This is a genomic window from Anaerotignum sp., from assembly GCF_051877975.1.
Taxonomy (GTDB): Bacteria; Bacillota; Clostridia; order Lachnospirales; family Anaerotignaceae; genus Anaerotignum_A.
On record NZ_JBJEJK010000014.1, the window covers coordinates 1 to 24,598 of the forward strand.

The 24,598-nt window shown below is 47.0% G+C and carries 18 protein-coding genes; 3 read left to right on the forward strand and 15 right to left on the reverse strand.

Annotated features, from left to right (window positions below; translation table 11 throughout):
* Nucleotides 1-13: 13 nt before the first annotated feature.
* A complete protein-coding gene (locus ACI39P_RS02165) occupies nt 14-565 on the forward strand; it encodes a cupin domain-containing protein (protein WP_439719070.1) in 552 nt (183 codons plus the stop codon).
* A gap of 63 nt (nt 566-628) precedes the next feature.
* Here ACI39P_RS02165 and ACI39P_RS02170 read toward each other — a convergent pair whose 3' ends face one another.
* The 10 genes from ACI39P_RS02170 to ACI39P_RS02215 all read right to left on the reverse strand — a co-directional run bounded on the left by ACI39P_RS02170 (nt 629) and on the right by ACI39P_RS02215 (nt 14,431).
* On the reverse strand, nt 629-1,600 hold the full coding sequence (locus ACI39P_RS02170; protein WP_439719071.1) for a membrane dipeptidase: 972 nt from the start codon (nt 1,598-1,600) through the stop codon (nt 629-631).
* A gap of 209 nt (nt 1,601-1,809) precedes the next feature.
* Nucleotides 1,810-2,781, reverse strand: coding sequence for a membrane dipeptidase (locus ACI39P_RS02175; protein WP_439719072.1), 972 nt, complete (start codon nt 2,779-2,781; stop codon nt 1,810-1,812).
* Nucleotides 2,782-2,826: 45 nt separating this feature from the next.
* A complete protein-coding gene (locus ACI39P_RS02180; RefSeq protein WP_439719073.1) occupies nt 2,827-4,038 on the reverse strand; it encodes a DUF819 family protein in 1,212 nt (403 codons plus the stop codon).
* Between the two features lie 347 nt (nt 4,039-4,385).
* Nucleotides 4,386-6,146 carry a pyruvate kinase gene (pyk, locus tag ACI39P_RS02185; protein ID WP_439719074.1) on the reverse strand — a complete coding sequence of 587 codons (1,761 nt, stop codon included), beginning with the start codon at nt 6,144-6,146 and terminating at the stop codon, nt 4,386-4,388.
* An 89-nt stretch (nt 6,147-6,235) separates the two neighbouring features.
* Nucleotides 6,236-7,228 carry a 6-phosphofructokinase gene (gene pfkA / locus ACI39P_RS02190; RefSeq protein WP_439719075.1) on the reverse strand — a complete coding sequence of 331 codons (993 nt, stop codon included), beginning with the start codon at nt 7,226-7,228 and terminating at the stop codon, nt 6,236-6,238.
* 112 nt (nt 7,229-7,340) lie between these two features.
* Nucleotides 7,341-7,637: a trp RNA-binding attenuation protein MtrB gene (gene mtrB / locus ACI39P_RS02195; RefSeq protein ID WP_439719076.1), complete on the reverse strand. Its 297-nt coding sequence runs from the start codon at nt 7,635-7,637 to the stop codon at nt 7,341-7,343.
* A gap of 12 nt (nt 7,638-7,649) precedes the next feature.
* Nucleotides 7,650-11,108: a DNA polymerase III subunit alpha gene (locus tag ACI39P_RS02200; RefSeq protein ID WP_439719087.1), complete on the reverse strand. Its 3,459-nt coding sequence runs from the start codon at nt 11,106-11,108 to the stop codon at nt 7,650-7,652.
* A gap of 234 nt (nt 11,109-11,342) precedes the next feature.
* A complete protein-coding gene (locus tag ACI39P_RS02205; protein WP_439719077.1) occupies nt 11,343-12,548 on the reverse strand; it encodes an ABC transporter permease in 1,206 nt (401 codons plus the stop codon).
* Complete coding sequence (locus ACI39P_RS02210; RefSeq protein ID WP_439719078.1) at nt 12,545-13,240, reverse strand: ATP-binding cassette domain-containing protein; 696 nt, start codon at nt 13,238-13,240, stop codon at nt 12,545-12,547. The genes ACI39P_RS02205 and ACI39P_RS02210 overlap by 4 nt, the downstream gene beginning before the upstream one ends.
* Nucleotides 13,241-13,252: 12 nt before the next feature.
* Entirely contained in the window at nt 13,253-14,431 is a 1,179-nt protein-coding gene (locus tag ACI39P_RS02215) for an efflux RND transporter periplasmic adaptor subunit (protein ID WP_439719079.1), read from the reverse strand.
* Between the two features lie 687 nt (nt 14,432-15,118).
* Between ACI39P_RS02215 and ACI39P_RS02220 the strand changes: the two genes are divergently transcribed.
* A complete protein-coding gene (locus tag ACI39P_RS02220; protein ID WP_439719080.1) occupies nt 15,119-16,405 on the forward strand; it encodes a PLP-dependent transferase in 1,287 nt (428 codons plus the stop codon).
* 25 nt (nt 16,406-16,430) lie between these two features.
* Entirely contained in the window at nt 16,431-17,348 is a 918-nt protein-coding gene (metA, locus tag ACI39P_RS02225) for a homoserine O-acetyltransferase MetA (protein WP_439719081.1), read from the forward strand.
* Between the two features lie 38 nt (nt 17,349-17,386).
* Here the strand turns inward: metA and ACI39P_RS02230 are convergent, their stop codons facing one another.
* The 5 genes from ACI39P_RS02230 to ACI39P_RS02250 form a co-directional block, all read right to left on the reverse strand.
* Entirely contained in the window at nt 17,387-17,638 is a 252-nt protein-coding gene (locus ACI39P_RS02230) for a barstar family protein (protein ID WP_439719082.1), read from the reverse strand.
* A 12-nt stretch (nt 17,639-17,650) separates the two neighbouring features.
* Nucleotides 17,651-18,103, reverse strand: a complete 453-nt coding sequence (locus ACI39P_RS02235) for a ribonuclease domain-containing protein (protein WP_439719083.1) — start codon at nt 18,101-18,103, stop codon at nt 17,651-17,653.
* A gap of 136 nt (nt 18,104-18,239) precedes the next feature.
* Entirely contained in the window at nt 18,240-21,770 is a 3,531-nt protein-coding gene (gene nifJ / locus ACI39P_RS02240; RefSeq protein ID WP_439719084.1) for a pyruvate:ferredoxin (flavodoxin) oxidoreductase, read from the reverse strand.
* 634 nt (nt 21,771-22,404) lie between these two features.
* On the reverse strand, nt 22,405-23,430 hold the full coding sequence (locus tag ACI39P_RS02245) for a copper amine oxidase N-terminal domain-containing protein (RefSeq protein WP_439719085.1): 1,026 nt from the start codon (nt 23,428-23,430) through the stop codon (nt 22,405-22,407).
* 80 nt (nt 23,431-23,510) lie between these two features.
* Complete coding sequence (locus tag ACI39P_RS02250; RefSeq protein WP_439719086.1) at nt 23,511-24,500, reverse strand: L,D-transpeptidase family protein; 990 nt, start codon at nt 24,498-24,500, stop codon at nt 23,511-23,513.
* Nucleotides 24,501-24,598: the final 98 nt, after the last annotated feature.

Below are 24,598 nucleotides of genomic sequence, written 5' to 3' on the forward strand. Positions count from 1 at the left end.
AGGAGGGTATTTTATGGAAATTTTAATCGGCGCAAAATTAAAACAACTCAGAACGGAAAAGAAATTAAGCATTGCCGAACTTTCCAAACTCTCCGATGTCAGCACAGGCTTGATCAGCCAAATCGAACGGGATCTCGTTGTTCCTTCTGTCACCAGCCTGTGGCGTTTGGCAAAGGCTCTGGATACCAATATCAACTATTTCTTCCACGAAGAACCTACTGAAGAGCATTTCGTGATTCGCAAAGGGGAACATCAAACCATCGTGACCCATCACGACAGCAGCTATTATAAGCTTCTCCATGCCGATCGCCCCGACCGTGCCATGGATATGATGGAAATCACTCTGAAAAGCGGCTATTCTTATGAAAAAAAAGCCCTCAGCCATGATGGTGAGGAATGCGGTTATGTATTGAAAGGCACCCTTACCGTTTTTCTCAACGGCAGAGATTATATCCTGAATGAAGGAGACAGTATCTATTTCGACAGTTCTCTGCCCCATAAATACATCAATAACGGCGAGGAAGACTGTATCTCCATCTGGGCTATGACACCCAAATTCTTCTAACAAAAATCAAACGAAACTGCAAAAAGAACCTGAGAAAATCTCAGGTTCTTTTTATCGTTCTTTTTAGCCCATTACTCTCTGGATCAGATTCAGCCAGTTGCCGCTGCTGATCATTTCCAGTTCTTTATCCGTAAAGCCTGCTTTTTTCATTTTTTCCATCAATACAGGAACCTTGGAGCAATCCTCCATGCCCCTCAGACGGGAATCATCCTGATCGCTGTAGCTCTTCATAGAATCTGCGTTCAAAAATTCAAAGAAGTCGAACCCGCAGCCCAGATGCTCTACCCCGATCTTATCCGCGATGTAAGATGCGTGACGCACCAGATGGTCTACATCCTGTTCTTCCTGAATATCGCTGATAAAGTCACCAAAAGCATTCAGCCCTACCAGTCCATTGGTATCACGAATTGCCATCAGCTGTGCATCTGTCAGGTTTCTTGCGGCGCCTGCCAGTGCCTTTGCATTGGAATGAGAAGCCAAAATCGGGCCATTGGAAGCATCAATGACATCCCAGAAAGATTTTTCATTCAGATGGGAAACGTCCAAAATCATTTTCTTATCCTGAATGATCTTGATGGCTTTTCTGCCCAAATCTGTGACCCCTCTGTCGGGGCTGCCCTTTACGCCGGTTGCCAAAGCGTTTTCTTCATTCCATGTCAGCATCGCATGGCGGGCGCCGATTTCATATAGTGCATCAATCTTGCTCAGGTCTTCGCCAATGCCAGCCAAGCCTTCAATCCCCAGCAGGATGGCAAATTTACCGGCTTTCTGCGCCGCTTCCACCTCTGCTCTGTTATGTATCAAAACGAAATCTTCCGTTTCCGCCATTTCTGCCTGTAACGCCTTCACAATGGCATCCATTTCATCTTTGGGTGCAAAGCCGTTATAGGTATCTGCCCAGATAACGAAGCAAGCACCGCCAATCCCGCCTTTCCGCAGTCTTTCCAGATGGTGGTTTTTCAGCACTTGTGTTTCCCCTGCTTCTCTTTTGTATCTAACGTCACTGAAAATATCGCTATGTCCATCAAAAATCATTGTATCCCTCTTTTCTCTTCTGTCTTAAGATATAACCATTCGTAAGGCTTCGCCTTACCCTGATTTCCTTTTTTGGTTCATAGTCCTTCCGACTATGTTTTTTTCAAAAAACTTCTTTTCTCTTCTAAAAGAGTTTTCTTCATCAAACAAAAAGACCGAGAAACTCCGTCGAGCCTCTCGGTCTTTCTTATCCTTTGAAAAAGTTCGGCTTAGCCGATGACTCTCTGAATCAGATTCATCCAATTGCCACGAGAAATCATTTCCAGTTCCTTATCACTGAAACCGGCTTTCTTCATTTTTTCTACCATAAAAGGAACGTGTGTGCAGTCCTCCAGGCCTACCGTAAAGGTATTCTCCTGATCGCAGAAGGAAGCATTTGCCTCATCATCCAAAAATTCGCAGAAGTCAAAGCCAAAGGCCAGATGTTCCACACCAATCTTATTTGCAATATAATCCGCATGGCGAATCAGACCATCTACTGTTTGCTCCTTGATGTCCTTATCTACCAGCATATTGAAGGAATTCAGCCCAACGATACCATTGGTATCTCTGATTTCCAGCAGCTGGCAGTCTGTCAGGTTTCTGGGCACATCAGCCAACGCCCTTGCATTGGAATGGGATGCCATCAACGGGCCACCGCCCACCTTTGCCATATCCCAGAAGGTGCGCTCATTGGTATGGGAAACATCCACCAGCATATGCTTGTCGTGGAGCTTTTTCACTGCCTTTTTGCCCAGCTCTGTCAGCCCACGGTCAGGGTCGCCCTTTGTGCCGGTTGCCAAGTCATTCTGTTCATTCCAGGACAGCATGGCATGGCGGCAGCCAAACTCATACAGCTCATCGATCTTATCCAGATCCTTGCCGATGCCGGAAAGACCTTCCAAGCCGGGCAGAATATAAAATTTGCCAGCTTTTTTCGCTTCTTCGATTTCTTTGATATTTTTTACGATAACGGCTTCTTCACATTCCGCCATTTCGTCCTTGATGCACTGCATCAGCTCGCCCAATCTCTTGGAAGGGTTTGCATCATAAGGAGGATCGATCCACAGTACAAAGCAGCTGCCTTCGATATTCCCCTTTTTCAGGCGAGGCAGATGATGATTTTTCAACACCTGTGTTTCGCCTTTCAATCTACGAACGGTCACGTCCGTAAAAATATCACTATGTCCATCGAAAATCATGATTTTTGCCTTCTTTCTGATTCAGACCTTTCTGTCAGTCTATGCTTATGCACCCAAGAACTGACCTACAAATGTACCGAAATATGTACCTACTACGTAACCCAGTGTACCTACCAGCATGATAGGACCAACCAGTTTTACCCAGCCTTTGGAAATCGCCATAGCAGCAGCTGTTGTAGGGCCGCCGATACATGCGTTGGAAGCCAGGATACAGTCTTCCAGGTCGAATTTCAGCAGTTTGCCGAAGATGAAGCAGAACAGCATATTTACGATTACCATGATGGCACAGAATACCAGCAGCAGAGGAGCGTTCAGGAAGATCGCTTTGATGGATGCAGGTGCGCCGATTGCGAAGAAGAACAGATAAATCAGATATGTACCGATTTCCTGAGAACCGGACAGACCTTCCAGAGGTTTGGAGAAGATTGTCGCAATGATCATTGTCAATGTTGTCAGGATCAGGTATTTGTTGCCGAACAGACCGTTCAGCATGCTTGTTACTGTGTTTGTTGTAGGGATCACTTCAGATAAAACACCTGCGATTTCTGTGGATACCCAAACGATGATAACGCTGATGGCTACGTTGATAGCAATATCCATCAGGGAGATGGGTTTTTTGCCCCAGTAAGCAGCAGCCTGTGTTTTTGCTTCTTCATCTACACCTCTTGCGTTTACTTCGTCAATGTGGGGATGTTTGAATTTGTTTGCAAAAAATTTGATGCTGGGGATCATAATCAGTACAAAGAAGTACAGTGTCATCAGCAGGTTATCCGCTACTACTGCAGCAGATACTGTTTCACCGGGTACTTCAAATGCACTGGACAGGGCAGCAAAGTTTACTGTACCGCCGATGTAAGAACCAGTCATCATAGCTGCAACGCCATTCAGATGTTCTACGACGCCACCCAGCAGTTTGAAGCCCAGGATCGCGCCTACTGTTGTACCAACGGCGCCGATCAAAAACAGGATCAGAATCTTACCTGCTTCTCTGCCGATCTTACGGATATCGCAGCTCAGCAGCAGCATAGGGATTGCCATAGGAACTGCAAAGCCCCAGCAGATATCATCGAACCATACACAGTTTGTAGGGATGATACCCAGATTTGTCAGAACCAGTGCGCCTACCAGCGCAACAATGGCCCCGGAAACTTTAGATGCCCATTTCCATGTCTGTTCTGCATAAATAGAAAATGCAGCCCAGCCACATGTGATAGCCATCAAAGCCCATGTGTTGTCAGCACTAATCAATGTGTTCATAATAATTCCCTCCTATAAAATAAGATTTTTGATAAGTTCAGGATATCTATATAATTGCGATAAATTCATTATCAGAAATAAATAAATTCAATATTCTGAACTTATGTCAAATATGTTAACACTCCAAAAAGGTTCCGTCAATTCGCTGTTTCGACAAAAAACCTCTTCAATTCTAACATTTTTGCACAAAAATTTTGTTTAAAAATCCGACCATTCTCTACCACAGAAAGACTTTTGTACATTTTGCACGGACGTTTCATTTTCTTGAATTATTCATTATTTTGAAAATCAAAAAAATAAAAAAGCAGTACAAACTTTTTATTTCAAGTTCATACTGCTTTTTTCATTTAGTCTTCTTTCGGAATTCCCTTATAAACAAAGCCTTTCTCCGCATCAACGGTAATCAGGGAATGGGCAGGAATAAAATCCACCACCTTGGCATTGCATACGATAACAGGAATATCCAGGGCACTGCCGGCAATCTCTGCATGGCAGTCCACATTCTGATCTAAGGGGCCAACCACAATGGCTGCCGCCTTCTGAATATAAGGCATAAAGCTGTTATCTGTAGCCGTGGTCACCAAAATATCCCCCTTGTGAAAGGTTCGTTCCACGCCATCCCGGGCAGTAATGACCCTGGCCGTGCCGCTGGCCTTCTTTGTACCGACACCTTTCCCCTTGCACAGCACATCCCCCACAATATCCACACGCAGGGTATTTGTAGCGCCACTGAAGCCCAGAGGCATCCCCAAGGCGGAAACGACGGTATCCCCATTTTTCAGCATACCGCTGCTGACTGCGATCTTCAGGGCCGTATCAAATACACCGCCCTTTGGCAGATCCCCATGATACAGCAAAGGCTTGCAGCCCCAGATCAGGTTCATCTGCCTCCATACGCATTCATCAGAAGTACTTGCCAGCAAAGGGCATACGGGACGATGTTTGGAAATCATCCTTGCGGTGAAACCGGAACGGGTAATGGTAGAAATGGCCGCCGTGTTCAGCTCTGCCGCTGCATTGCAGGCCGCTCTGCTGATGGCATTGGTGATATTGACTCTGGCAGGTTCCGTAATACCAACCATTTTGCTGCCGTAATCAATGCTGCTTTCTGTTTTCTTGGCGATACGTGCCATAGTTTCCACCGCCTCCAGCGGATAAGCCCCGGCTGCTGTTTCCCCGGAAAGCATAATCGCATCGCTGCCATCAAAAATAGCATTGGCTACATCGTTGGCCTCCGCTCTGGTAGGTCTGGGGCTGTGCACCATGCTTTCCAGCATCTGTGTTGCTGTAATGACCGGTTTCCCGCGCATATTCGCCTTGGCAATCAATCTCTTCTGTACCAGAGGCACTTCTTCCGGGGGAATCTCCACCCCCAGATCCCCTCTGGCAACCATGATCCCATCGGAAACCTCCAGAATGCTGTCGATATTTTCCACACCCTCCTGATTTTCGATCTTGGAGATAATGTGGATATGCCCGCCGCCGTTTTCTTCCAGCACCCTGCGGATATTTACCACATCAGACGCTGAGCGGATAAAGGATGCCGCTACAATATCAAACCCATTTTCCACGCCAAATTTCAGATCAGAAATATCTTTTTCCATCAAAGGAGGCAGATTCACCTTTACCCCGGGCAGGTTTACGCCCTTGCGGGAGCTGACATTGCCACCGTTGATGACAGTACAATGCACATCTGTATCCTCAATACTGTCTACTCTCAATTCGATCAGACCGTCATCAATCAGAACACGGGAACCTTTCTGCAGATCCTTCGGCAAGTCTGCATAGGTCACAGAAACAATGGTCTCATCTCCTTCCACCTCTCTTGTTGTCAGGGTGAAGGAAGCACCTTCTTCCAGTCTGATTTTCCCTTCTTTAAATGTCTTTATACGGATTTCCGGTCCCTTTGTATCCAAGATCAGAGGGATAGGGGCATTCAGTTCCTCTCTGGCCTGTTTCAGCTTCGCAATGGTTTCTGCATGGCTTTCATAGGTTCCATGGGAAAAATTAATCCGCGCGGCATCCAAGCCGTTTTGAATCAGCTTTTTCATGATCTCCACGTCATTCGTAGCAGGGCCCAACGTGCAGACGATCTTCGTTCTACGCATATTGCGTTACCTCCTCTTTTCTTAAGTAAATTCTTATGCCCGCTCCGCAGGCTGTGCGCCTCCCCAGTCGCTTTCCATAGGCTTTCCTATCAGATCGCCAGAATCTTGATCACATTATAGATTTCCGGATCCAATGTTTTTTTCATTTCCAAAGATTCAAACAGATCCAGAATTTCATACCGCCCCTTATTATATGCAACAACAACATTTTCTCTGCCGTCCAAAATGGCTTTTACGGCATAATAGCCCATCATAGAAGCATGCATACGGTCTGTTGCAGTGGGGCTGCCGCCTCTTTGCAGGTGCCCCAGAATGGTGGCTCTGGTCTGAATCCCTGTAATTTCCTGAATATCCTTCGCCAGCTTCTGTGTGCCGCCGACACCTTCTGCCACTACAATAAGATTATGGCGTTTCCCAATACTTCTATTCTCTAAAATCTGCTGGATGACTCTATTGCTGTCGATGACTTCTTTTTCTTCGGGGAACATAACTTCCTCTGCACCACCGCACATACCGCACCAAACAGCGATATAGCCCGCATCTCTGCCCATAACTTCGACAACAGAGCATCTTTCATGGGAGTTGGAAGTATCCCGCAGTTTATTCAGGGCATCCATACCGGTATTGACCGCTGTATCAAACCCAATGGTATACTCCGTACCTCTCATATCCAAATCGATGGTCGCAGGAATACCGATGCCGTTCACGCCCCGCTTTGCCAATTCCGCCAGCCCGCGGTAGGAACCATCGCCGCCAATGACTACCAGGGCATCCAGCCCAAGGATCTTATAGATCGCCGCCGCTTTACTCAGCCCTTCTTCCGTCATCATCTCCGGGCATCGTGCTGTATGCAGGATGGTACCGCCCAGATTCATGACATTAGAAACGTCCTTGCTGTGCATTTCCTTGATCTCGCCGCCAATGAGCCCTGCATAACCCTTGCGGATGCCTACCACATCAACGCCATGATATTTTGCTGTTCTGACAACAGCACGGATAGCAGCATTCATGCCGGGGGCATCGCCGCCGCTGGTCAATACACCAATTTTTTTGATCTTTTTTGTTTCCTTCGTTTCTGTCATAAGTGAATTCCTCCTCAATTGGAAAAGCGTTTCTTCCAAAAGCTTCTTATTTCCGCAGCTTTTCAAAGACTTTTTCCGCTTTTCACCAAAATATCATAATCCCCAATCGGATTTACTTTCTCTCAATATCTATATCACCGGCGCGGATCACGCCAAACTGCGTATATACTTCCGCATTGCCCCGGATTTTCATGGCAGAGGTATTTTCCGTAAACTGGGCGATCAGCACTTCCCCCCGATCCAGCTTCTCTGTATGGTGGATTTTTGTTATCTCGCCCCGGGTCACACCAATGATATTGACCCCCTTTTCCAAGGCTTTCACGCAGATATAAGAAGTATCCGCCCCCATTTTTTCAGTCCGCTTTTCAGGCATTTCCCCTGTGGGCTTTTCTGTTCTTTCTTCAGCCATAGGAATCCCTCCTCAATATTTCAACGCAACATTTTTTTCACCTAGCAGCAGCCGCAGTTCTTCGCAAAGATCCTCTTCCCCTGTGACCCAATTGATGCGGTCTGCCTTCATCTTCTGTTTTGTTTTTTCATCATAAATATATACGGGAACATTCCCGTGATATTTTCTCAGGATCCCGGTAATCTGCCCAAAGGGAACTTCTGCCCCCGCTGCCAGCTTCAGCCAAACGGATTTAGGCAATTCTTTTTCCCCCGCCGCCAGGGGCTTTATTTCCTGGGCAATGACCTTTCCTTCCCCATCGGCGGAAACATTAGCTCTGCCCTTGATGAGAAGGACCTCATCCTCCTTCAGGAAAGCAGTGCATTTTTCATAAACCTTGGGGAAAATCACGATCTCCAGGCTGCCCTGGAAATCTTCCAGTGTTACAAAGGCCATCTTATCGTTGTTTCTGGTATATTTCACAGAAATGCCCGCCACCATACCTCCAACGATAACCTTTGTTTCCTCTTCCACCTGCAGGCGATCCTCGCCCTCTTCCGGGGGAAGGAAATCCAAGCTGCTGTGGCTGATCTTTCTTCTGAGCTGTTCTTCATATTCCGCCAGGGGATGCCCGCTGACATAAATGCCCAGCACTTCTTTTTCCATGGCCAGTTTTTCCCGCAGGGGATATTCCTGAATAGGCGGCAGCTCATCCTGCTGTTGGAAGGTTTCATCCCCTCCGTCCAGATCAAACAGATTCAGCTGCCCTGCTATATTATTTTTTCTAGCTTGGCCGATGCCATCCAAAATATTTTTATAAATCGCCATATATTGACTGCGGAAACCGCCCAAGCTGTCCATGGCGCCGCCCTTGATAAGGCTTTCCATGCCCCGCTTGTTCCATTCGCCGCCTTCCATACGGTTGCAGAAATCCGTCATGGAAGTAAAGGGGCCATTCTTTTCCCGTTCCGCCACCAAGGCATCCACCGCCCCCTTGCCGACATTTTTGATAGCCGCCAAGGCAAAGCGAATTTTGCCATCGGATACAGAAAACTGTCTGTAGCCCTCGTTGATATCGGGCGGCAAAAGCTGGATGCCCATTTTTTTGCATTCCTCCACGTAACCGGAAACCTTCGACGCATTATCCATAACACTGGTCATCAGTGCCGCCATAAATTCTACAGGATAATAGGCTTTCAGCCATGCTGTCTGATAACCGACCACCGCATAGCAGGCAGCGTGGCTTTTATTGAAGGCATATTTGGCAAAGTCTGTCATTTCATCGAAAATCTTTTCCGCCGCTTCTGCGGGAATGCCGTTTTTCACACAGCCAGGCACATCCTTGCCATCGCCATAAACGAAATTTTTTCTCTCCTCCGCCATGACAGAAGCCTTTTTCTTACTCATGGCACGGCGCACCAGGTCGCTCCGCCCCAGGCTATAGCCCGCCAAATCCCGCACGATCTGCATGACCTGTTCCTGATAAACGATACAGCCATAGGTATTTTCCAAAATCGGCTCCAGCTTGGGATGGGTATACTGCACCTTGCCGCCGGCATTTTTCCCCTTGATATATTTGGGGATGAAATCCATCGGCCCCGGCCGATATAAAGCAATCCCGGCGATCATATCTTCCAGACAGCGGGGCTGCAGTTCCTTCATAAACTGCTTCATGCCGCCGCTTTCCAGCTGGAACACACCCTCCGTTTTTCCCTGACAGATCATATCATAGACCACAGGGTCGTTTTCCGGCAGATGATCCATATCCAGCTTTACGCCGTGGATACGCTCAATTTCCTGCACTGCGCTCTGAATGACCGTCAAAGTGCGCAGACCCAGAAAATCCATTTTCAGCAAACCCAGTTCTTCCAGTATCGTCATGGTATACTGGGTATTGACCTGCCCGTCATTGGCACTGAGGGGTACATATTCCATAACCGGCTCCCGACAGATGACGACCCCCGCCGCATGGGTGGAGGAATGTCTCGGCAGGCCTTCCAGACGTATAGATGTGTCAATGAGGCGTTTCGTATCCTCCTCTTCTTCATAAGCCTTTCTGAGATCAGGGTTCATTTTCAGAGCCTTTTCAATGGTAATGCCCAGTTCCGTCGGAATCATCTTGGAAATGCGATCCACATCGGCATAAGGCATGGCCAATGCACGCCCTACGTCTTTGATGGCCGCCCTTGCCGCCATGGTACCAAAAGTGATGATCTGGGCAACGTTGGCTTCCCCGTATTTCCGAATCACATAGTCAATGACCTCCTGCCGCCGTTCGTAGCAGAAGTCGATATCAATATCCGGCATGCTGACCCGTTCCGGGTTCAGAAAACGCTCGAAGATCAAATCATATTTCAAGGGGTCGATGGTGGTGATGGAAAGGCAATAGGAAACCATACTGCCCGCCGCCGAGCCACGCCCCGGCCCAACGATGATACCGTTATCCTTGGCATATTTGATAAAATCCCAAACAATAAGGAAATAATCCACATACCCCATATTTTCAATGGTAGAAAGCTCATATTCCAAGCGTTCCTTCCATTCCGCCTTAGGTTCCGGATATTTTTCCCGAAAGCCTTGATAACAAAGTTCTCTTAAATATTCCTCTGCCGTTTTCCCGTCCGGCACATCGAAACGGGGCAGCTTTAATTCATGGAAGGTAAAGGTCACATTGCAGCGTTCTGCAATTTTTGCCGTATTTTCGCAGGCCTCCGGGGCAAAGGAAAAAAGATCGTACATTTCTTCCGGGCTTTTCACATAAAACTGCCCGCCCTCGTAGCGCATCCTGTCCTCATCCAGCACCGTTTTCCCAGTCTGGATACACAGCAGGATATCATGGGGCTCTGCGTCCTCTTTATAAATATAATGGCTGTCGTTGGTGGCAATCAGAGGAATGCCTGTCTCCCTGCTCATGCGTACCAATGCTTCATTGACGATTTTCTGTTCCCGCATGCCGTGATCCTGCAGTTCCAAAAAGTAATTGCCTTCGCCAAAAATCTCCAAATGCTCCAAAGCGGCTTCCTTGGCTTTTTCATAGGAAACATTCAAAATGTTTCTGGGAACTTCCCCTGCCAGGCAGGCACTGGAAGCAATCAGTCCCTTGCTGTATTTTCGCAAAAGCTCCTTATCCACCCGTGGTTTGTAATAAAACCCTTCCGTGAAACCATAGGAAACCAACTTGATGAGGTTTTGATAGCCCTCGTTATTTTCCGCCAGCAGCACCAGATGATAATAGCCGCCGCCCTTGCCTTCTTTTTTGAACCGGGAGCCTTCCGCCACATAAACTTCACAGCCGATGATAGGCTGAATGCCAGCCTCCAAAGCCGCTTTATAAAATTCCACCGCGCCATACATGGCACCATGGTCTGTGATGGCGATGCTGTTCATTCCCAGTTCTTTCACCCGCTGCACCAATTCTTTGATCTTTGCAGAACCATCCAGCAGGCTATATTCTGTATGGACATGAAGATGGGTAAAAGGTTTGCTTTCCATATTCTTTTCATTCGTATCCAATGCGGGTTCCTCCTTCCATCTTCTGTCAATTTCGATTCTACGCCACGATTTAGTATATCATATTTTCTCACCCAGCAAAATAAATTCATCCCAAATTCAACCTTTCAAAATAGAAAATCAAAGGAAAAAAATCCATAAATTTTCAGCAAAACGCATAAAATTTACAGATTTTTTGTCCCATCGGGCAATATTTGCCCCATTCATCGTTTTATTCTATTCATATCTAAGGGCTTCCACAGGGTCTTTTTTCGCCGCCTTTCTGGCAGGATAAAGCCCAAAGCCAAGCCCCACCGCAGCGGAAAAAATAACTGCCACCGCCACAACGGCGGGCTTCACCACGGCGCCAATGCCCACCACGGCGCCGCCTAGGGCAACAATGGAAATGCCCAAGGCCGTGCCAATGATACCGCCTGCGGCAGAAATGGCCGCCGCTTCGATCAAAAATTGTATCAGGATATCCTTCGTCTGAGCGCCCAAGGCTTTTCGGATGCCGATTTCCCGGGTGCGTTCTGTCACAGAAACCAGCATGATATTCATAATGCCAATGCCGCCTACCAATAGAGAGATTGCCGCAATAGCTCCTACTACCATGGAAAGGGAACCCAGCATACTATCCATCATGCCCATTTCTTCCATGGCAGATTCAGAGCGAATCTCGCTCAGATCATGATTTTTCATTCTTGCCACAAAGGCTTTCACCCGTTCCAGAGTTTTTTCCATATCTCCTTCCGTATTCATACAGAATTCTATGGTCCAATTGCTGGAATCCCCGGAAATTAGAATGCTTTCCGGCACATAAACAGATTTTGGGCCGCCGCCGCCCAACATCCGCATCAGGGCAGAGTCGGTATTTTCATAGACCCCCACTACCATCAGCTCTGTACTTTCCTGGTTAATGGTAGTTTTTACAGTCTTGCCAACGGCATTTTTTACACCGAAAAGATTCTGTGCTGTTTCCTGATCCAAAACGGCATAGTTTCGTTTTCCATGAATATCCCTGTCGTTCAGCATCCTTCCAAATATGATTTTAGGGTTTTCCATTGCCGTGGGGTTTTCTGCCAGGCCGCTGATGATGACCTTTTCTTTTTTTCTTCCTGCCTGCAGGTCGGTACGCTCGCCTGTTTCAAAGCCCACATAGGTCAGGTCCGTCCCCATGGCCTCCTTCAGCCGCTCTGCATCCTCTTGGGTAAACATTTCATTCTCTGTATAATAGCCATCCTCTGTCATGATGTAGACATAGGCCAGCCCAACGCCCACATTTTCATATTCTTTGGCAAACATGCTCCGCATGGTATCCCCCAGGGAAACGATGGCGATAACGGAACTGATGCCGATAATCATGCCCAGCATGGTCAGAAAGGAACGCATTTTATTGGCACGGATAGAGGAAAATGCCAGCTTGATATTTTCAAATATCATCCTTCCTTCACCGCCTTTGTATCGCTGATGATCTGCCCATCCTGAAAACGGACGATACGCTTGGTATACTGGGCAATATCCTCCTCATGGGTGACCACGATGACTGTTGCCCCTTCTTCGTTCAACTTTGTAAAAAATTCCATGATCTCATGGGAAGCCTTGGTATCCAGATTGCCCGTAGGCTCATCGGCAAGCAAAATAGCCGGTTCATTCGCCAGGGCTCTGGCAATGGCAACTCTCTGCTTCTGCCCGCCGGAAAGCTCATTGGGCATATGGTGGATGCGTTCCCCCAAGCCCACCTTTTCCAGAAGCTCCTCCGCCTTTTTCCTGCGTTTTTCCCCCTTCACTCCCGCATAGATCATAGGGATCTCCACATTCTTCAATGCTGAAGTGCGGGGAATGAGCTGGAAGGCCTGAAAAACAAAGCCAATCTTTTGATTGCGGATACGGGAAAGCTCGTTTTCCCCCTGTTCTTCAATGCTGATGCCGTCTAAAAGATATGTCCCCTCAAACCGTCTGTCCATACATCCCAAAATATTCATCAGGGTGGATTTGCCGGAGCCGGATTGCCCCATGATGGCCACATATTCCCCTTCCCTGATGCTCAGGTTCACATCTCTGAGGGCATGTACCTGCACCGCCCCTGTATCATAGGTTTTATGTAAATGTTCCATCTTAATGATTTCCTTCATGGCTTCTCCCCCTTACTGCGGCATGACCGCCATGCCCTCTGTCAAGGCAAGGCTGGGGTTCAGCACGATGGTCTGTCCTTCCTTCAGTTCGCCGCCTTTGATCTCTGCATACAGGTCTGTTTCCAGCCCCAGCTCCACGGGAACGATATGGATGGTATTATCCTCCCGCACCACATAAACCACTGTGCTGCCGTCCTCCAGCTCGCCTATGGCTTCATAAGGCACCGTCAGCGCCTGCTTGGCTTCTGCAATATGGATCGTAGCCTTTGCGGTGATGCCGGCAATCAATTTATCATTCTTTTCCTTCACACTGATAAAAACAGGAATGACCCGTTCCGATGTGCTGCCCTCCTTCAATTCCCCTGTAGGAGAAATGCGGATGACTTCCCCCTGCACGCTTTCGCCGTTTAAAATCTCCGCCGTGATATCCACCTTTTGCCCTACGGAAACCTTTGCAATATCATTTTCGCTGACCAAAACTTTCATTTGCAGGGTATCCACATTTTCAATGACGAACATGGGCTTATCGTCCTCCGTTTCATCGGCAAAACGTCCCACCTTTGTGTTCACACGGGTGACCGTTCCGTCGATCATGCTGCGGATCTGGCAATCCTCCAGTGCGCTGCTCTGTATGCTGATTTCCTGTTTGGTATTGGCAAGGGCCTGTTGTTCCGCTGCGGAAAGAACCGCTTTTCCGTTTGCCGCGGAAATTTTCTCCAATGTATCCTTTGCCTCATCCAGTTCTGCCTGGCTGGCTGCGCCGATTTCAAAAAGTATTTTGGTATCATCATAAGCTTTTTTTGCGTTGTCATAATCAATTTGTCTGTCCCGCAGGGTCTCTGCCTGCTGTTTCTGCAAAAGGGAAAGCTCCCCCCGTTTCAGGGCCATCTCCTGGGAAAGGTCTGCGCTGTCCAACACCGCCAAAAGCTGTCCCTTCTTCACCCGGTCGCCTTCCTTCACCAGCAATTCTTTTACCTCATAATGGAGGCGGGAAACCACTTCCGTGCTTTCCGTTCCTTCCAGCACCGCTTTCAGCCGCAGGGTCTCCTGCAAATCCTGCTTTTCCGCCAAGGCAGTGCTGACCGCTTCGCCGGGGGCTTCTCCCTTGCCAAAAGCCAGCTTTCCCCCTGCGGCAACAGCTGCTGCAATGGCCGCAGCAAGGATGATCTTCTTCTTTTTCGTCAATTTCATGGGTCGAACCTCCTCTATTTTTTCATACCACTCATTATACGGATGAAATTGGAAGAACAACGGCAGGCTTTCTTAATCTTTCTTTAATTTTTCCTTTCCGCGGCTTCTGAAAAAATTGTATGAAAGTAAGAACAAATCTTTAAAAAAAGATTGACAATTTTTTTCAGAATGTTATAATAATTTCCAATACGGCGGAGTCGAAAGATTCCTGCGTACGAAATTCATACGAAAGGCTATGACGAAGAGGGCTGAGTGCCTGCGTTTTCAGAGAGTCGGTGGTCGCTGCGAACCGATAACAATTTCACTCAACAGCCTATGGCTTCTGAGCCGGAGGTTCGAAAGTGTGAAGCTAGAGCCAAGCAGATCATTGGATGCTTGCATACAAATGGATCCATTTACATAAATCCATTTCTCTCTTTTTATAATGGTTTCTCACCGGTAGGCTCCTCCCGTGATTGCTGCGTAAAAGCATAGGGCTTGTTGGAGCCCGAAGAGGTGGCATATTTCAGATATGCAATTTGAGTGGTACCGCGGTTATAATAGCCGTCTCAAAGGGTTCTTTGAGACGGCTTTCTTTTTTGCGAAAAATAAAAAACCGGGACAACATTCACCGTAAGCATCCCTTGCGGAAATGATATTTTCGAAAATCATCTAAATCATTCTATTTTTTCAAGGAGGAATTTCAAAATGAGCGATTATCGGATCGAAACAAAATGCGTACAGGGCGGTTATACCCCCGGCAATGGCGAACCCAGACAGATTCCCATCATCCAGAGCACAACATTCAAATACAGCACCAGCGAAGATATGGGTAAGCTGTTTGACCTGGAAGCAGATGGTTATTTCTATTCCCGCCTGCAGAACCCCACCTGCGACCATGTGGCAGCAAAGATCTGTGCCCTGGAAGGCGGCACAGCAGCCATGCTGACCTCCTCCGGCCAGGCGGCAAACTTCTATGCTGTATTCAATATCGTAAACTGTGGTGACCATGTGGTATCTTCTTCCACCATCTATGGCGGTACATACAATCTGTTCGCCGTAACCATGAAAAAAATGGGCATCGATTTCACATTCGTTGCCCCCGATTGTTCCGATGAAGAACTGGCAGCCGCTTTCAAGCCCAATACAAAAGCAGTATTCGGGGAAAGCATCGCCAACCCTTCTCTGACTGTATTGGATATCGAACGTTTCGCCAAAGCAGCCCATGCACATGGCGTTCCCCTTATTGTAGATAATACTTTCGCAACTCCCATCAACTGCAGACCCTTCGATTGGGGCGCAGATATCGTGACCCATTCCACCACAAAATACATGGACGGCCACGGTGCAGCTGTGGGCGGCTGTATCGTAGACAGCGGCAACTTCGACTGGCTGGCTCATGCCGATAAGTTCCCCGGTCTGTGTACCCCCGATGACAGCTACCACGGCATTACATACGCTGAAAAATTCGGCAAAGGCGGCGCCTTCATCACAAAAGCAACCGCACAGCTCATGCGCGATTTTGGTTCCACTCCTTCTCCCCAGTCCGCATTCCTGCTGAACTTGGGTCTGGAAAGCCTACATGTTCGTGTGCCCCGCCACTGTGAAAATGGTCTGGCTATTGCAAAATATCTGAAAGCTCACGATCAGATCGAATGGGTAACCTATCCCGGTCTGGAAGGGGATAAATACTATGAAATCGCAAAGAAATATATGCCCAATGGCACCTGCGGCGTAGTCAGCTTCGGTGTGAAAGGCGGCAGAATGGCAGCAGAAGCTTTCATGGGACACCTGAAAATGGCTGCTATTGAAACCCACGTTGCCGATGCCCGCACTTGCTGCCTGCATCCCGCCAGCTCCACCCACAGACAGATGAACGATGCAGAACTGGCAGCTGCCGGCGTTCCCGGCGATATGGTTCGTCTCTCCTGCGGTCTGGAAAGCGCACAGGATCTGATCGACGATATCGCTCAGGCACTGGAGGCCATCAAATAAGATTATACGAAAGCGGTGAAAAAAAATGCCAATTAAGATACCTAACGAATTGCCCGCGGCCAAGGTGCTGACGGATGAAAATATTTTTATTATGACGGAATTCCGTGCCATGACACAGGATATCCGCCCCCTGCAGATCCTTCTGCTGAATCTGATGCCCACAAAAATCGATACGGAAACACAGCTTTCCCGTCTGCTGGGCAATACTGCTCTGCAGATTGAACTGGAGCTGATCCATACCAAAAGCCATGAATCCAAAAACACCCCTGAAGATCATTTGCTTTCTTTCTATAAAACCTTTGATGAAGTGAAAGATCAGAATTGGGATGGCCTTATCATCACCGGTGCGCCTGTAGAACAGATGGAATTTGAAGAAGTGGAATACTGGGATGAACTGGTAGAAATCATGGAATGGAGCAAAACCCATGTGCACAGTACCTTCCATATCTGCTGGGGTGCCCAGGCCGGTCTGTATTATCATTATGGCATCAAAAAGCACATGATGAAGGAAAAAATGTTTGGTGTATTCCCTCATAAGCTGGATAAAAAGACATCTATCCTGTTCCGCGGTTCTGACGATATTTTCTATGTGCCCCATTCCAGACATACAACCGTTTTACGGGAGGATATCGAGAAAGAACCCCGCCTGAAGATCATTGCTTCCTCCGAAGAAGCTGGTGTTTATGCCATCCATAATGACGGCGGCAGTCAGATCTTCATTATGGGTCATTCTGAATATGATGCCCGCACACTGGAAAAGGAATATCTGCGGGATAAAAACGCAGGGCTGCCCATCGAAGTGCCTAAGAATTACTATCCCAACGATGACGATACAAAGGATCCCCTGGTGACCTGGAGAGCCCATGCCAATCTGCTGTATTCCAACTGGCTGAACTATTTTGTCTATCAGACCACTCCTTATGATATCACACAGATCAAATAATGATAAAAAGGGTCTTTGCAAATGCAAAGACCCTTCTCTTATGCTTCAAAAAATATAATATTTTCCGCCTCACGGAACACCTGCAGCAAATTCTCTCCATATTTTCCCAAAGCGGCTTTCATTTCATCAACATGCCGAAATTCTACTTCCATCTCGTCCAATTCTGTCAGGCAATCGTGGAGTGCATCCAGATTTTCCCCGTAATAATCCGGAAAGCCAAAAACTTCTTTCAAATATCCGTGAGCATCTTTTTTGGAAGTCATCCTTTTTCCATCTAAAAGAATTTTCATAGTGATCCCCCATCAATACAACTTCTCAAAGGTCTCATAATGATCCGCTGTGTAATAAATATCTCCGTCATCGGAATAAACAATACGCTCACTGCCGCGGTATCCCCCTGCATAATTGACATCGCATTCGTGGTAGGTATCTTCCTCCGGCAAAACGCCTTCGTAATTGCCAAATTTATCGCCGCCGATGCTCATGCCATCAGCCACTTCCCATAAGTTGCCTTTTTTGCTGTCCCAGCCCAGCTTTTCTGCCTCTTTCTTCGTAATGAAGTTATCCGGCAGTTGGCCATAAGTATTAAGATAAAGGGCTACCTCCTCAGGTGAAGTATAATAACCATCCTTCTCAATGGCATATCCTTCTGTCTGGCTTTCAGCGCTCTGCTCTGCTATGCCGCCGCAGCCGCTGAACAGGCTCATACAAAGCATCAGCATTGCCATCCAAAGGGTCGTCCATTTTTTCTTCATATTCTATCTCCTCCTTTACTTCGTTCTATCCTAACATGATTCAGGAGATTTTTCAATCAAAGAAAAAAGCCCCGGACTCTTCCGAGTCCGGGGCAATTTTTATGAATCGCTAAGAATCACTTTTAAGCTTTGGAAATTAGCCCTGAGCCAATTTCTTGTAGCCTTCCAGTCTTTCTTTTGCTGTCTTTTCTGTCTGTTCAAACAGTTCTTCAGCGATTTCGGGGAATGTTCTCTGCAGAGAGCTGTAACGAACTTCGCTCAGCAGGAATTCTCTGAAGTCAGCTGTAGGTTCTTTGGAGTCCAGTGTGAAAGGATTCTGGCCTGCTTCTTTCAGTTCAGGGTTGAATCTGTACATCTGCCAGTAACCAGCTTCCACTGCACGTTTGATTTCGTTCTGAGCGCCGCTCATGCCGCCCTTCAGACCGTGGTTGATACAAGGAGCGTAAGCGATGATCAGGGAAGGACCATGGTATTTTTCAGCTTCTGTCAGAGCTTTTACCAGCTGGTTCTTATCTGCGCCCATAGCTACCTGTGCAACGTATACATAGCCATAGCTCATAGCCATCATACCCAGGTCTTTTTTCTTTACTCTCTTACCGGAAGCAGCAAACTGAGCAACTGCACCGATAGGTGTGGATTTGGATGCCTGACCACCTGTGTTGGAGTAAACTTCTGTATCGAATACCAGAACGTTTACATCTTCGCCGGATGCCAGTACGTGGTCCAGACCGCCGTAGCCGATATCGTAAGCCCAGCCGTCACCACCGAAGATCCACTGGGATTTCTTAGCCAGCTGATCTTTGTTCTGCAGAACATAGGAAACGATGTTCTTTGCTTCTGCATCTGTGCCAGCGTAAGCTTCCAGTGCAGCGATCAGAGCGTCGGATGCTTCTCTGGATTTTTCACCATCGAACATTGTTTCTACCCAAGCATCAACAACACCAGCAACGGATGCATCGATTGCTTTCAGGTTTTCCAGTTTATCTTTCAGGCCATTTCTCATGTGTTTTACTGCGGAAGCCATACCCAGACCATATTCTGCGTTGTCTTCGAACAGGGAGTTTGCCCATGCGGGACCATGACCGTCTTTGTTTGTTGTGTAAGGCATAGAAGGTGCGGAACCACCCCAGATGGAGGAGCAGCCTGTTGCGTTTGCAACGTACATTCTATCACCGAACAGCTGAGTTACCAGTTTAGCGTAAGGTGTTTCACCACAACCTGCACAAGCGCCGGAGAACTCAAGCAGAGGCTGTTCGAACTGAGAGCCTTTTACGGATGCTTTGCTCATAGGGTTAGCCTTAGGAGCAACTTCATCGATAGCGAAATCCCAGTTAGCAGCTTCAGCTTCCTGAGTTGCCAGAGGTTTCATAACCAGAGCTTTGTTAGGAGCAGGACATACTACAGCACAGCTGCCGCAGCCCAGGCAGTCCAGAGAGGATACCTGCATTCTGTATTTCAGGCCAGCGAATGCAGCGCCGCCTTTTGCTTCTACAGCCTTGAATGCAGCGGGTGCTTTTGCCAGTTCTTCATCTGTAACCAGAACGGGTCTGATTGCAGCGTGAGGACAAACATAAGAGCACTGGTTACACTGGATGCAGTTTTCAGCATTCCATTCGGGTACATCAACCGCTACACCACGTTTTTCGTATGCAGCTGTACCGCAAGGGAATGTACCATCTTCCATACCGGAGAATGCGGATACGGGCAGTTTGTCGCCTTCCTGTGCATTCATGGGTTCAACGATATTCTTAACGAAATCTGTTGTCTTTCTTGTGGATGCAACTTCTGCATCTACAGCGTTAGCCCATGCAGCGGGGATTTCAACCTTAACAGCGCCATCTACACCACGGTCAACAGCAGCGTAGTTCATGTTCAGGATTGTGTCACCCTTCTTACCATAGGATTTTGTGATAGCTGCTTTCATGTATTCTACAGCCTGTTCAATGGGGATGATGTTTGCCAGTTTGAAGAATGCAGCCTGCAGAACTGTGTTGATTCTGTTGCCCAGACCGATTTCTTTTGCAATCTGTGTACCATTGATGATGTAGAAGTTTGCATTCTTAGCAGCCAGCTGTCTTTTCAGTTTAGCGGGCAGGTGCTGTTCCAGTTCTTCTACGGACCATGTTGTGTTCAGCAGGAATGTACCACCGGGGTTCAGTTCTGTAACCATATCATACAGGTTTACATATTCCTGTTTGTGGCAAGCTACGAAGTCAGCTGTTTTTACCAGGTATGTAGATCTGATGGGTTTGTGACCGAAACGCAGGTGAGACTGCGTGATACCGCCGGACTTCTTGGAGTCGTAGCTGAAGTATGCCTGCGCGTACATATCTGTGTGGTCACCAATGATCTTGATGGAGTTCTTGTTTGCACCTACAGTACCGTCAGCGCCCAGACCCCAGAATTTGCAGGAGATTGTGCCGTCGTCGCCTGTAACGTTAACTTCTTCGCCAACTTCCAGGGAAGTGTTTGTAACGTCATCTACGATACCCAGTGTGAAGTGGTTTTTGGGTTTGTCCAGAGACAGGTTTGCGTATACAGCCAGGAACTGTGCAGGTGTAACGTCTTTGGAACCCAGACCATAACGGCCGCCAACAACGATAGGAGATTCTTCAGCTTCGAACAGTGCTGTACATACATCCATGTACAGAGGTTCGCCCTGTGCACCGGGTTCTTTTGTTCTGTCCAGAACAGCGATCTTCTTAGCTGTTTTAGGGATTACTTCCAGCAGTTTGGAAGCTACGAAAGGACGGAACAGGTGTACTTTAACCAGACCAACCTTTTCACCTTTTGCTGCCATGTAATCGATTGTTTCTTCAATTGCTTCACAAGCGGAGCCCATAGCAACGATAACTCTGTCAGCATCGGGAGCACCGTAGTAGTTGAACAGTTTGTAATCTCTGCCTGTGATTCTGTTGATTTCACCCATGTATTCTTCTACTACTGCGGGCAGAGCTTCATAGAATTTGTTTGCTGCTTCACGGCCCTGGAAGTAGATGTCAGGGTTCTGTGCTGTACCTCTGATTACGGGATGTTCGGGGTTCAGCGCATTTCTCTTGAATGTGTTCACTGCATCCATGTCGATGATCTTAGCCAGTTCATCATAGTCGATGCATTCGATCTTCTGGATTTCGTGGGATGTACGGAAACCATCGAAGAAGTGAACGAAAGGAACACGGCCTTTGATTGCGGACAGATGAGCTACGCAAGCCAGATCCATAACTTCCTGTACGGAGTTGGAAACCAGCATAGCGAAACCTGTCTGACGGCAAGCCATAACGTCGGAGTGGTCACCGAAGATAGACAGAGCATGTGCAGCCAGAGCACGTGCTGTTACGTGGAATACGCAAGGCAGCAGTTCGCCGGCGATTTTGTACATATTGGGGATCATCAGCAGCAGACCCTGAGATGCTGTATATGTTGTTGTCAGCGCACCAGCTGCCAGGGAACCGTGTACTGTACCGGAAGCACCAGCTTCGGACTGCATTTCTACTACTTTAACTGTCTGACCAAAAAGGTTCTTTTTACCATTCGCTGCCCAGTCGTCTGTTTTTTCAGCCATGGGAGAGGAAGGTGTGATGGGGAAGATACCAGCTACTTCTGTAAACGCATAGGAAGCGTATGCAGCAGCTTCGTTACCGTCCATCGTTTTCATTACTTTAGACATTTCTTTTCCTCCTTTTTTAATGAGAGAGTTTCGTTTTTTTGAGGGAAAGCCCTCTTTCATCTTTCGCTGCCATCAAAAATGGCGGCTCACCCTGATTCAGGCCATGTAAGAAAGTTTATCAAACTTATTGTCTGACAACATCTTGATTCTCATCTGGACATGAAACGGGAATTTTTACTTGATTATTATACAATCAATTCATTTTCTTTTCAACAGCAAAATGAAAAAACACCCGTTATGTTTCTAACAAGATACCTTTTGTCATATTTTATGTTCATCATATTGTTTTTATAAATATTTTTATGCATTTTTCTTTTCTTTTGTTGTTTTTACTTTATTCATTTGTCTGACAATATTTAATTTTGTACAAAAATTTATACTTCAAAATTCTTTCGTAAAAAAAGTTTGTTAAGCAAAAAACAAATAAAATGTATACAGTGTATCTATACGAAACCATTCCCTTTAAAATCCTTCTTTTTTCTGCCAAAATCATACAAAAACAGTAGCAAAACAGAAAAATAAGATGTCTGATTTTACAAATTCAAACAAGGCCTCACCCCTGTTCCTGTTTTTTCCTTTTCTAGTAAAAAAAGAGAGCGAATGATTTCTCCTCGCTCTCTTTTTCTTTCATATTTTATTTCTGAAACAAAGCCTTATAGGCATCCTTCCAGCCAAGGGATTTCCCTTCCGCTGTCCAATAATGCATTTCCAAGCCGCCTTCATTGCTTTCCTTCAACAGCACCAGACCGCCTTCAGGAGTCAAAAAGAATTGCTCTTCTGTCCAGCCTTCTCCTGCCTCTGTTTTTACTTCTTCCAGAGATGCTCCGTCCAGCATATCCGCCAATGTCACAACTTTCTGCCCCAGCAGGTCAATGTTTTCTGCCATCTTTACAGAAATGCCATCTTTTTCGCCTTCCCACCAAAAAGACAGAAACTCTTTTGTACACAGGCCTGTTTGTACTTTCAGTTGCAAGAGCCCATCCTGTCCTTCTGTCCCTGCCGCCAGATATTCATCCGCGTACTCCTGCATTTTTTTCATCGTGTCTTTATTTAAATTCTTTTCAAAATTGCTGTCATTCAGGCCGACGATCACAGGCACTTCGACCCGATAGCTTCTTCCTTCTTTTTCACCGGAAATTTCTTTTACCGCCAGCACAGGAATTGTATTGTCCTTCGTCTGCAAGGTGATCTGTCTGGTTTCACGGTTAAACTCCACTTCCCCCGTGTAATATGCAGAAATCAGTGTTTCATCGGCATACAAACAACCATTGATCATTTCCACCGTCTTTGGCAGTGTAATCTCATAACCATTCAACTGGGCATTGACTTCTCCCGGCTGTACTGTCAGCGTTCTGCCGCGATAGGAAATTTCCGCAGTTCTGGCTTCCACATTCCATTTCACAGAGCCGCCCAGCCCCTCCATCACATTGCGCAGAGGCAATAACAGCACATCGGTATCATCGAAATAAATGGGCATGTTCTCCATGTTTTCCAGCGTCTTGATGCCACCTTCTGCTATTTCCGTCTCCTGTTCCACCGGAGCCTCAGGAACTTCTATTTCCATCTCATTGGGGCTTGTCAAATTGATAGCGATGCCAATGGCTCCCGCCAAAAGCACAGCCCCCGCGACCGCAATCACCGAAACTTTTTTAAATGTCATGTTTCTCCCTCTTTCTGTTTCAATTCAGAAAGCATATCATACCACAGGGTAAAATGCAATCTTTCCATAAAAATCAGCTTTTATGCAAGAAATAGCGATGCAATTTTCATGGGAAACGATACTGCTTCACGAACCAAGGGCGCAGGGCTGATGGTGATCTGCTCTGTTCCATAATGAACACCGATTTCCTGCTTTTCTTTATCCCAAGTCATTTCCGCACCGACCATCGCTGCCAGATCTCTTAGCTTATAGTATACAGTGCCCTCTTTCACACGACATTCAAGGTGATATTCTGCTTCTTGATACGAAACGACGATTTCATCATCAACAACCTTACCTGCCGCAGGCAGATACAGCACAATCCCCAAGCGGGAAAACATCCTTTTCGCATCTTCCGCTGTCAGATAATATGTATTATTTTCATGATATGCTTTCACACTGCCTTCCAGTAAAGAAGGCTGTACTGCCATTTCCCGCAGTTCCCCCTGTCTCCAAGGGTTGGCGGGGGCAGGGTCTGTAGGATCCCAGCCGCGGCGTTCCAGGTCTGCTGTGTTGATTTTTTTCACAGGGGCAGGCTGCAAAGGTTCCTCTACATCCCCCCGATACATTTTCACCGTTGTGCCAATGGGGCAGTTATCATAAATCCATTTTACATCCTTTACACACAGGCGGATGCAGCCTGCGGAAGCAGTACTTCCCAATTTATTATACTCATCATATTCCAATGTGCTTTTATCTTTTTCCAGATAGGGCACAGAGTGGAACAGATAATGCCCGGTGATCCGTGTGGCATATTGCCCCCACACATCCCCAAATAACGCCCTCCATTCGTATTTTTCAGTGGTCTGGAAAGTCCCCTCCGGTGTGGATTCGCCGCCGCTGCAATAAAATGCCTTGATAGGGACTGTATACTTTCCTGCACTGTCTTTTTCATACACAGTTACAATGTTATCCGTCAGGTTTACCGTTATGTAATAAGGATACTCTGTCTTTTCTGCCGCCACTGCCGTCCCCGCAAAAGAAAACAGCAGAAAGCAGAAAAACAGAACACCCAAAATTCTTTTTTTCATTTTCATTCTCCTTTGTGTCAAAAATCTTCTTTTGTTTCAATGTTTCGTCTTTCTTCTCATTATGTATTATAAAAAAGGAGAACGCAAGAATCAAGAAA

Coding starts and splice junctions, on each gene's coding strand:
- ACI39P_RS02165 (WP_439719070.1), top strand. CDS start 14: ATGGAAATTTTAATCGGCGCAAAATTAAAACAACTCAGAACGGAAAAG.
- ACI39P_RS02170 (WP_439719071.1), bottom strand. CDS start 1,600: ATGATTTTTGATGGACATAGCGATATTTTCAGTGACGTTAGATACAAA.
- ACI39P_RS02175 (WP_439719072.1), bottom strand. CDS start 2,781: ATGATTTTCGATGGACATAGTGATATTTTTACGGACGTGACCGTTCGT.
- ACI39P_RS02180 (WP_439719073.1), bottom strand. CDS start 4,038: ATGAACACATTGATTAGTGCTGACAACACATGGGCTTTGATGGCTATC.
- pyk (WP_439719074.1), bottom strand. CDS start 6,146: ATGCGTAGAACGAAGATCGTCTGCACGTTGGGCCCTGCTACGAATGAC.
- pfkA (WP_439719075.1), bottom strand. CDS start 7,228: ATGACAGAAACGAAGGAAACAAAAAAGATCAAAAAAATTGGTGTATTG.
- mtrB (WP_439719076.1), bottom strand. CDS start 7,637: ATGGCTGAAGAAAGAACAGAAAAGCCCACAGGGGAAATGCCTGAAAAG.
- ACI39P_RS02200 (WP_439719087.1), bottom strand. CDS start 11,108: ATGGAAAGCAAACCTTTTACCCATCTTCATGTCCATACAGAATATAGC.
- ACI39P_RS02205 (WP_439719077.1), bottom strand. CDS start 12,548: ATGATATTTGAAAATATCAAGCTGGCATTTTCCTCTATCCGTGCCAAT.
- ACI39P_RS02210 (WP_439719078.1), bottom strand. CDS start 13,240: ATGAAGGAAATCATTAAGATGGAACATTTACATAAAACCTATGATACA.
- ACI39P_RS02215 (WP_439719079.1), bottom strand. CDS start 14,431: ATGAAATTGACGAAAAAGAAGAAGATCATCCTTGCTGCGGCCATTGCA.
- ACI39P_RS02220 (WP_439719080.1), top strand. CDS start 15,119: ATGAGCGATTATCGGATCGAAACAAAATGCGTACAGGGCGGTTATACC.
- metA (WP_439719081.1), top strand. CDS start 16,431: ATGCCAATTAAGATACCTAACGAATTGCCCGCGGCCAAGGTGCTGACG.
- ACI39P_RS02230 (WP_439719082.1), bottom strand. CDS start 17,638: ATGAAAATTCTTTTAGATGGAAAAAGGATGACTTCCAAAAAAGATGCT.
- ACI39P_RS02235 (WP_439719083.1), bottom strand. CDS start 18,103: ATGAAGAAAAAATGGACGACCCTTTGGATGGCAATGCTGATGCTTTGT.
- nifJ (WP_439719084.1), bottom strand. CDS start 21,770: ATGTCTAAAGTAATGAAAACGATGGACGGTAACGAAGCTGCTGCATAC.
- ACI39P_RS02245 (WP_439719085.1), bottom strand. CDS start 23,430: ATGACATTTAAAAAAGTTTCGGTGATTGCGGTCGCGGGGGCTGTGCTT.
- ACI39P_RS02250 (WP_439719086.1), bottom strand. CDS start 24,500: ATGAAAAAAAGAATTTTGGGTGTTCTGTTTTTCTGCTTTCTGCTGTTT.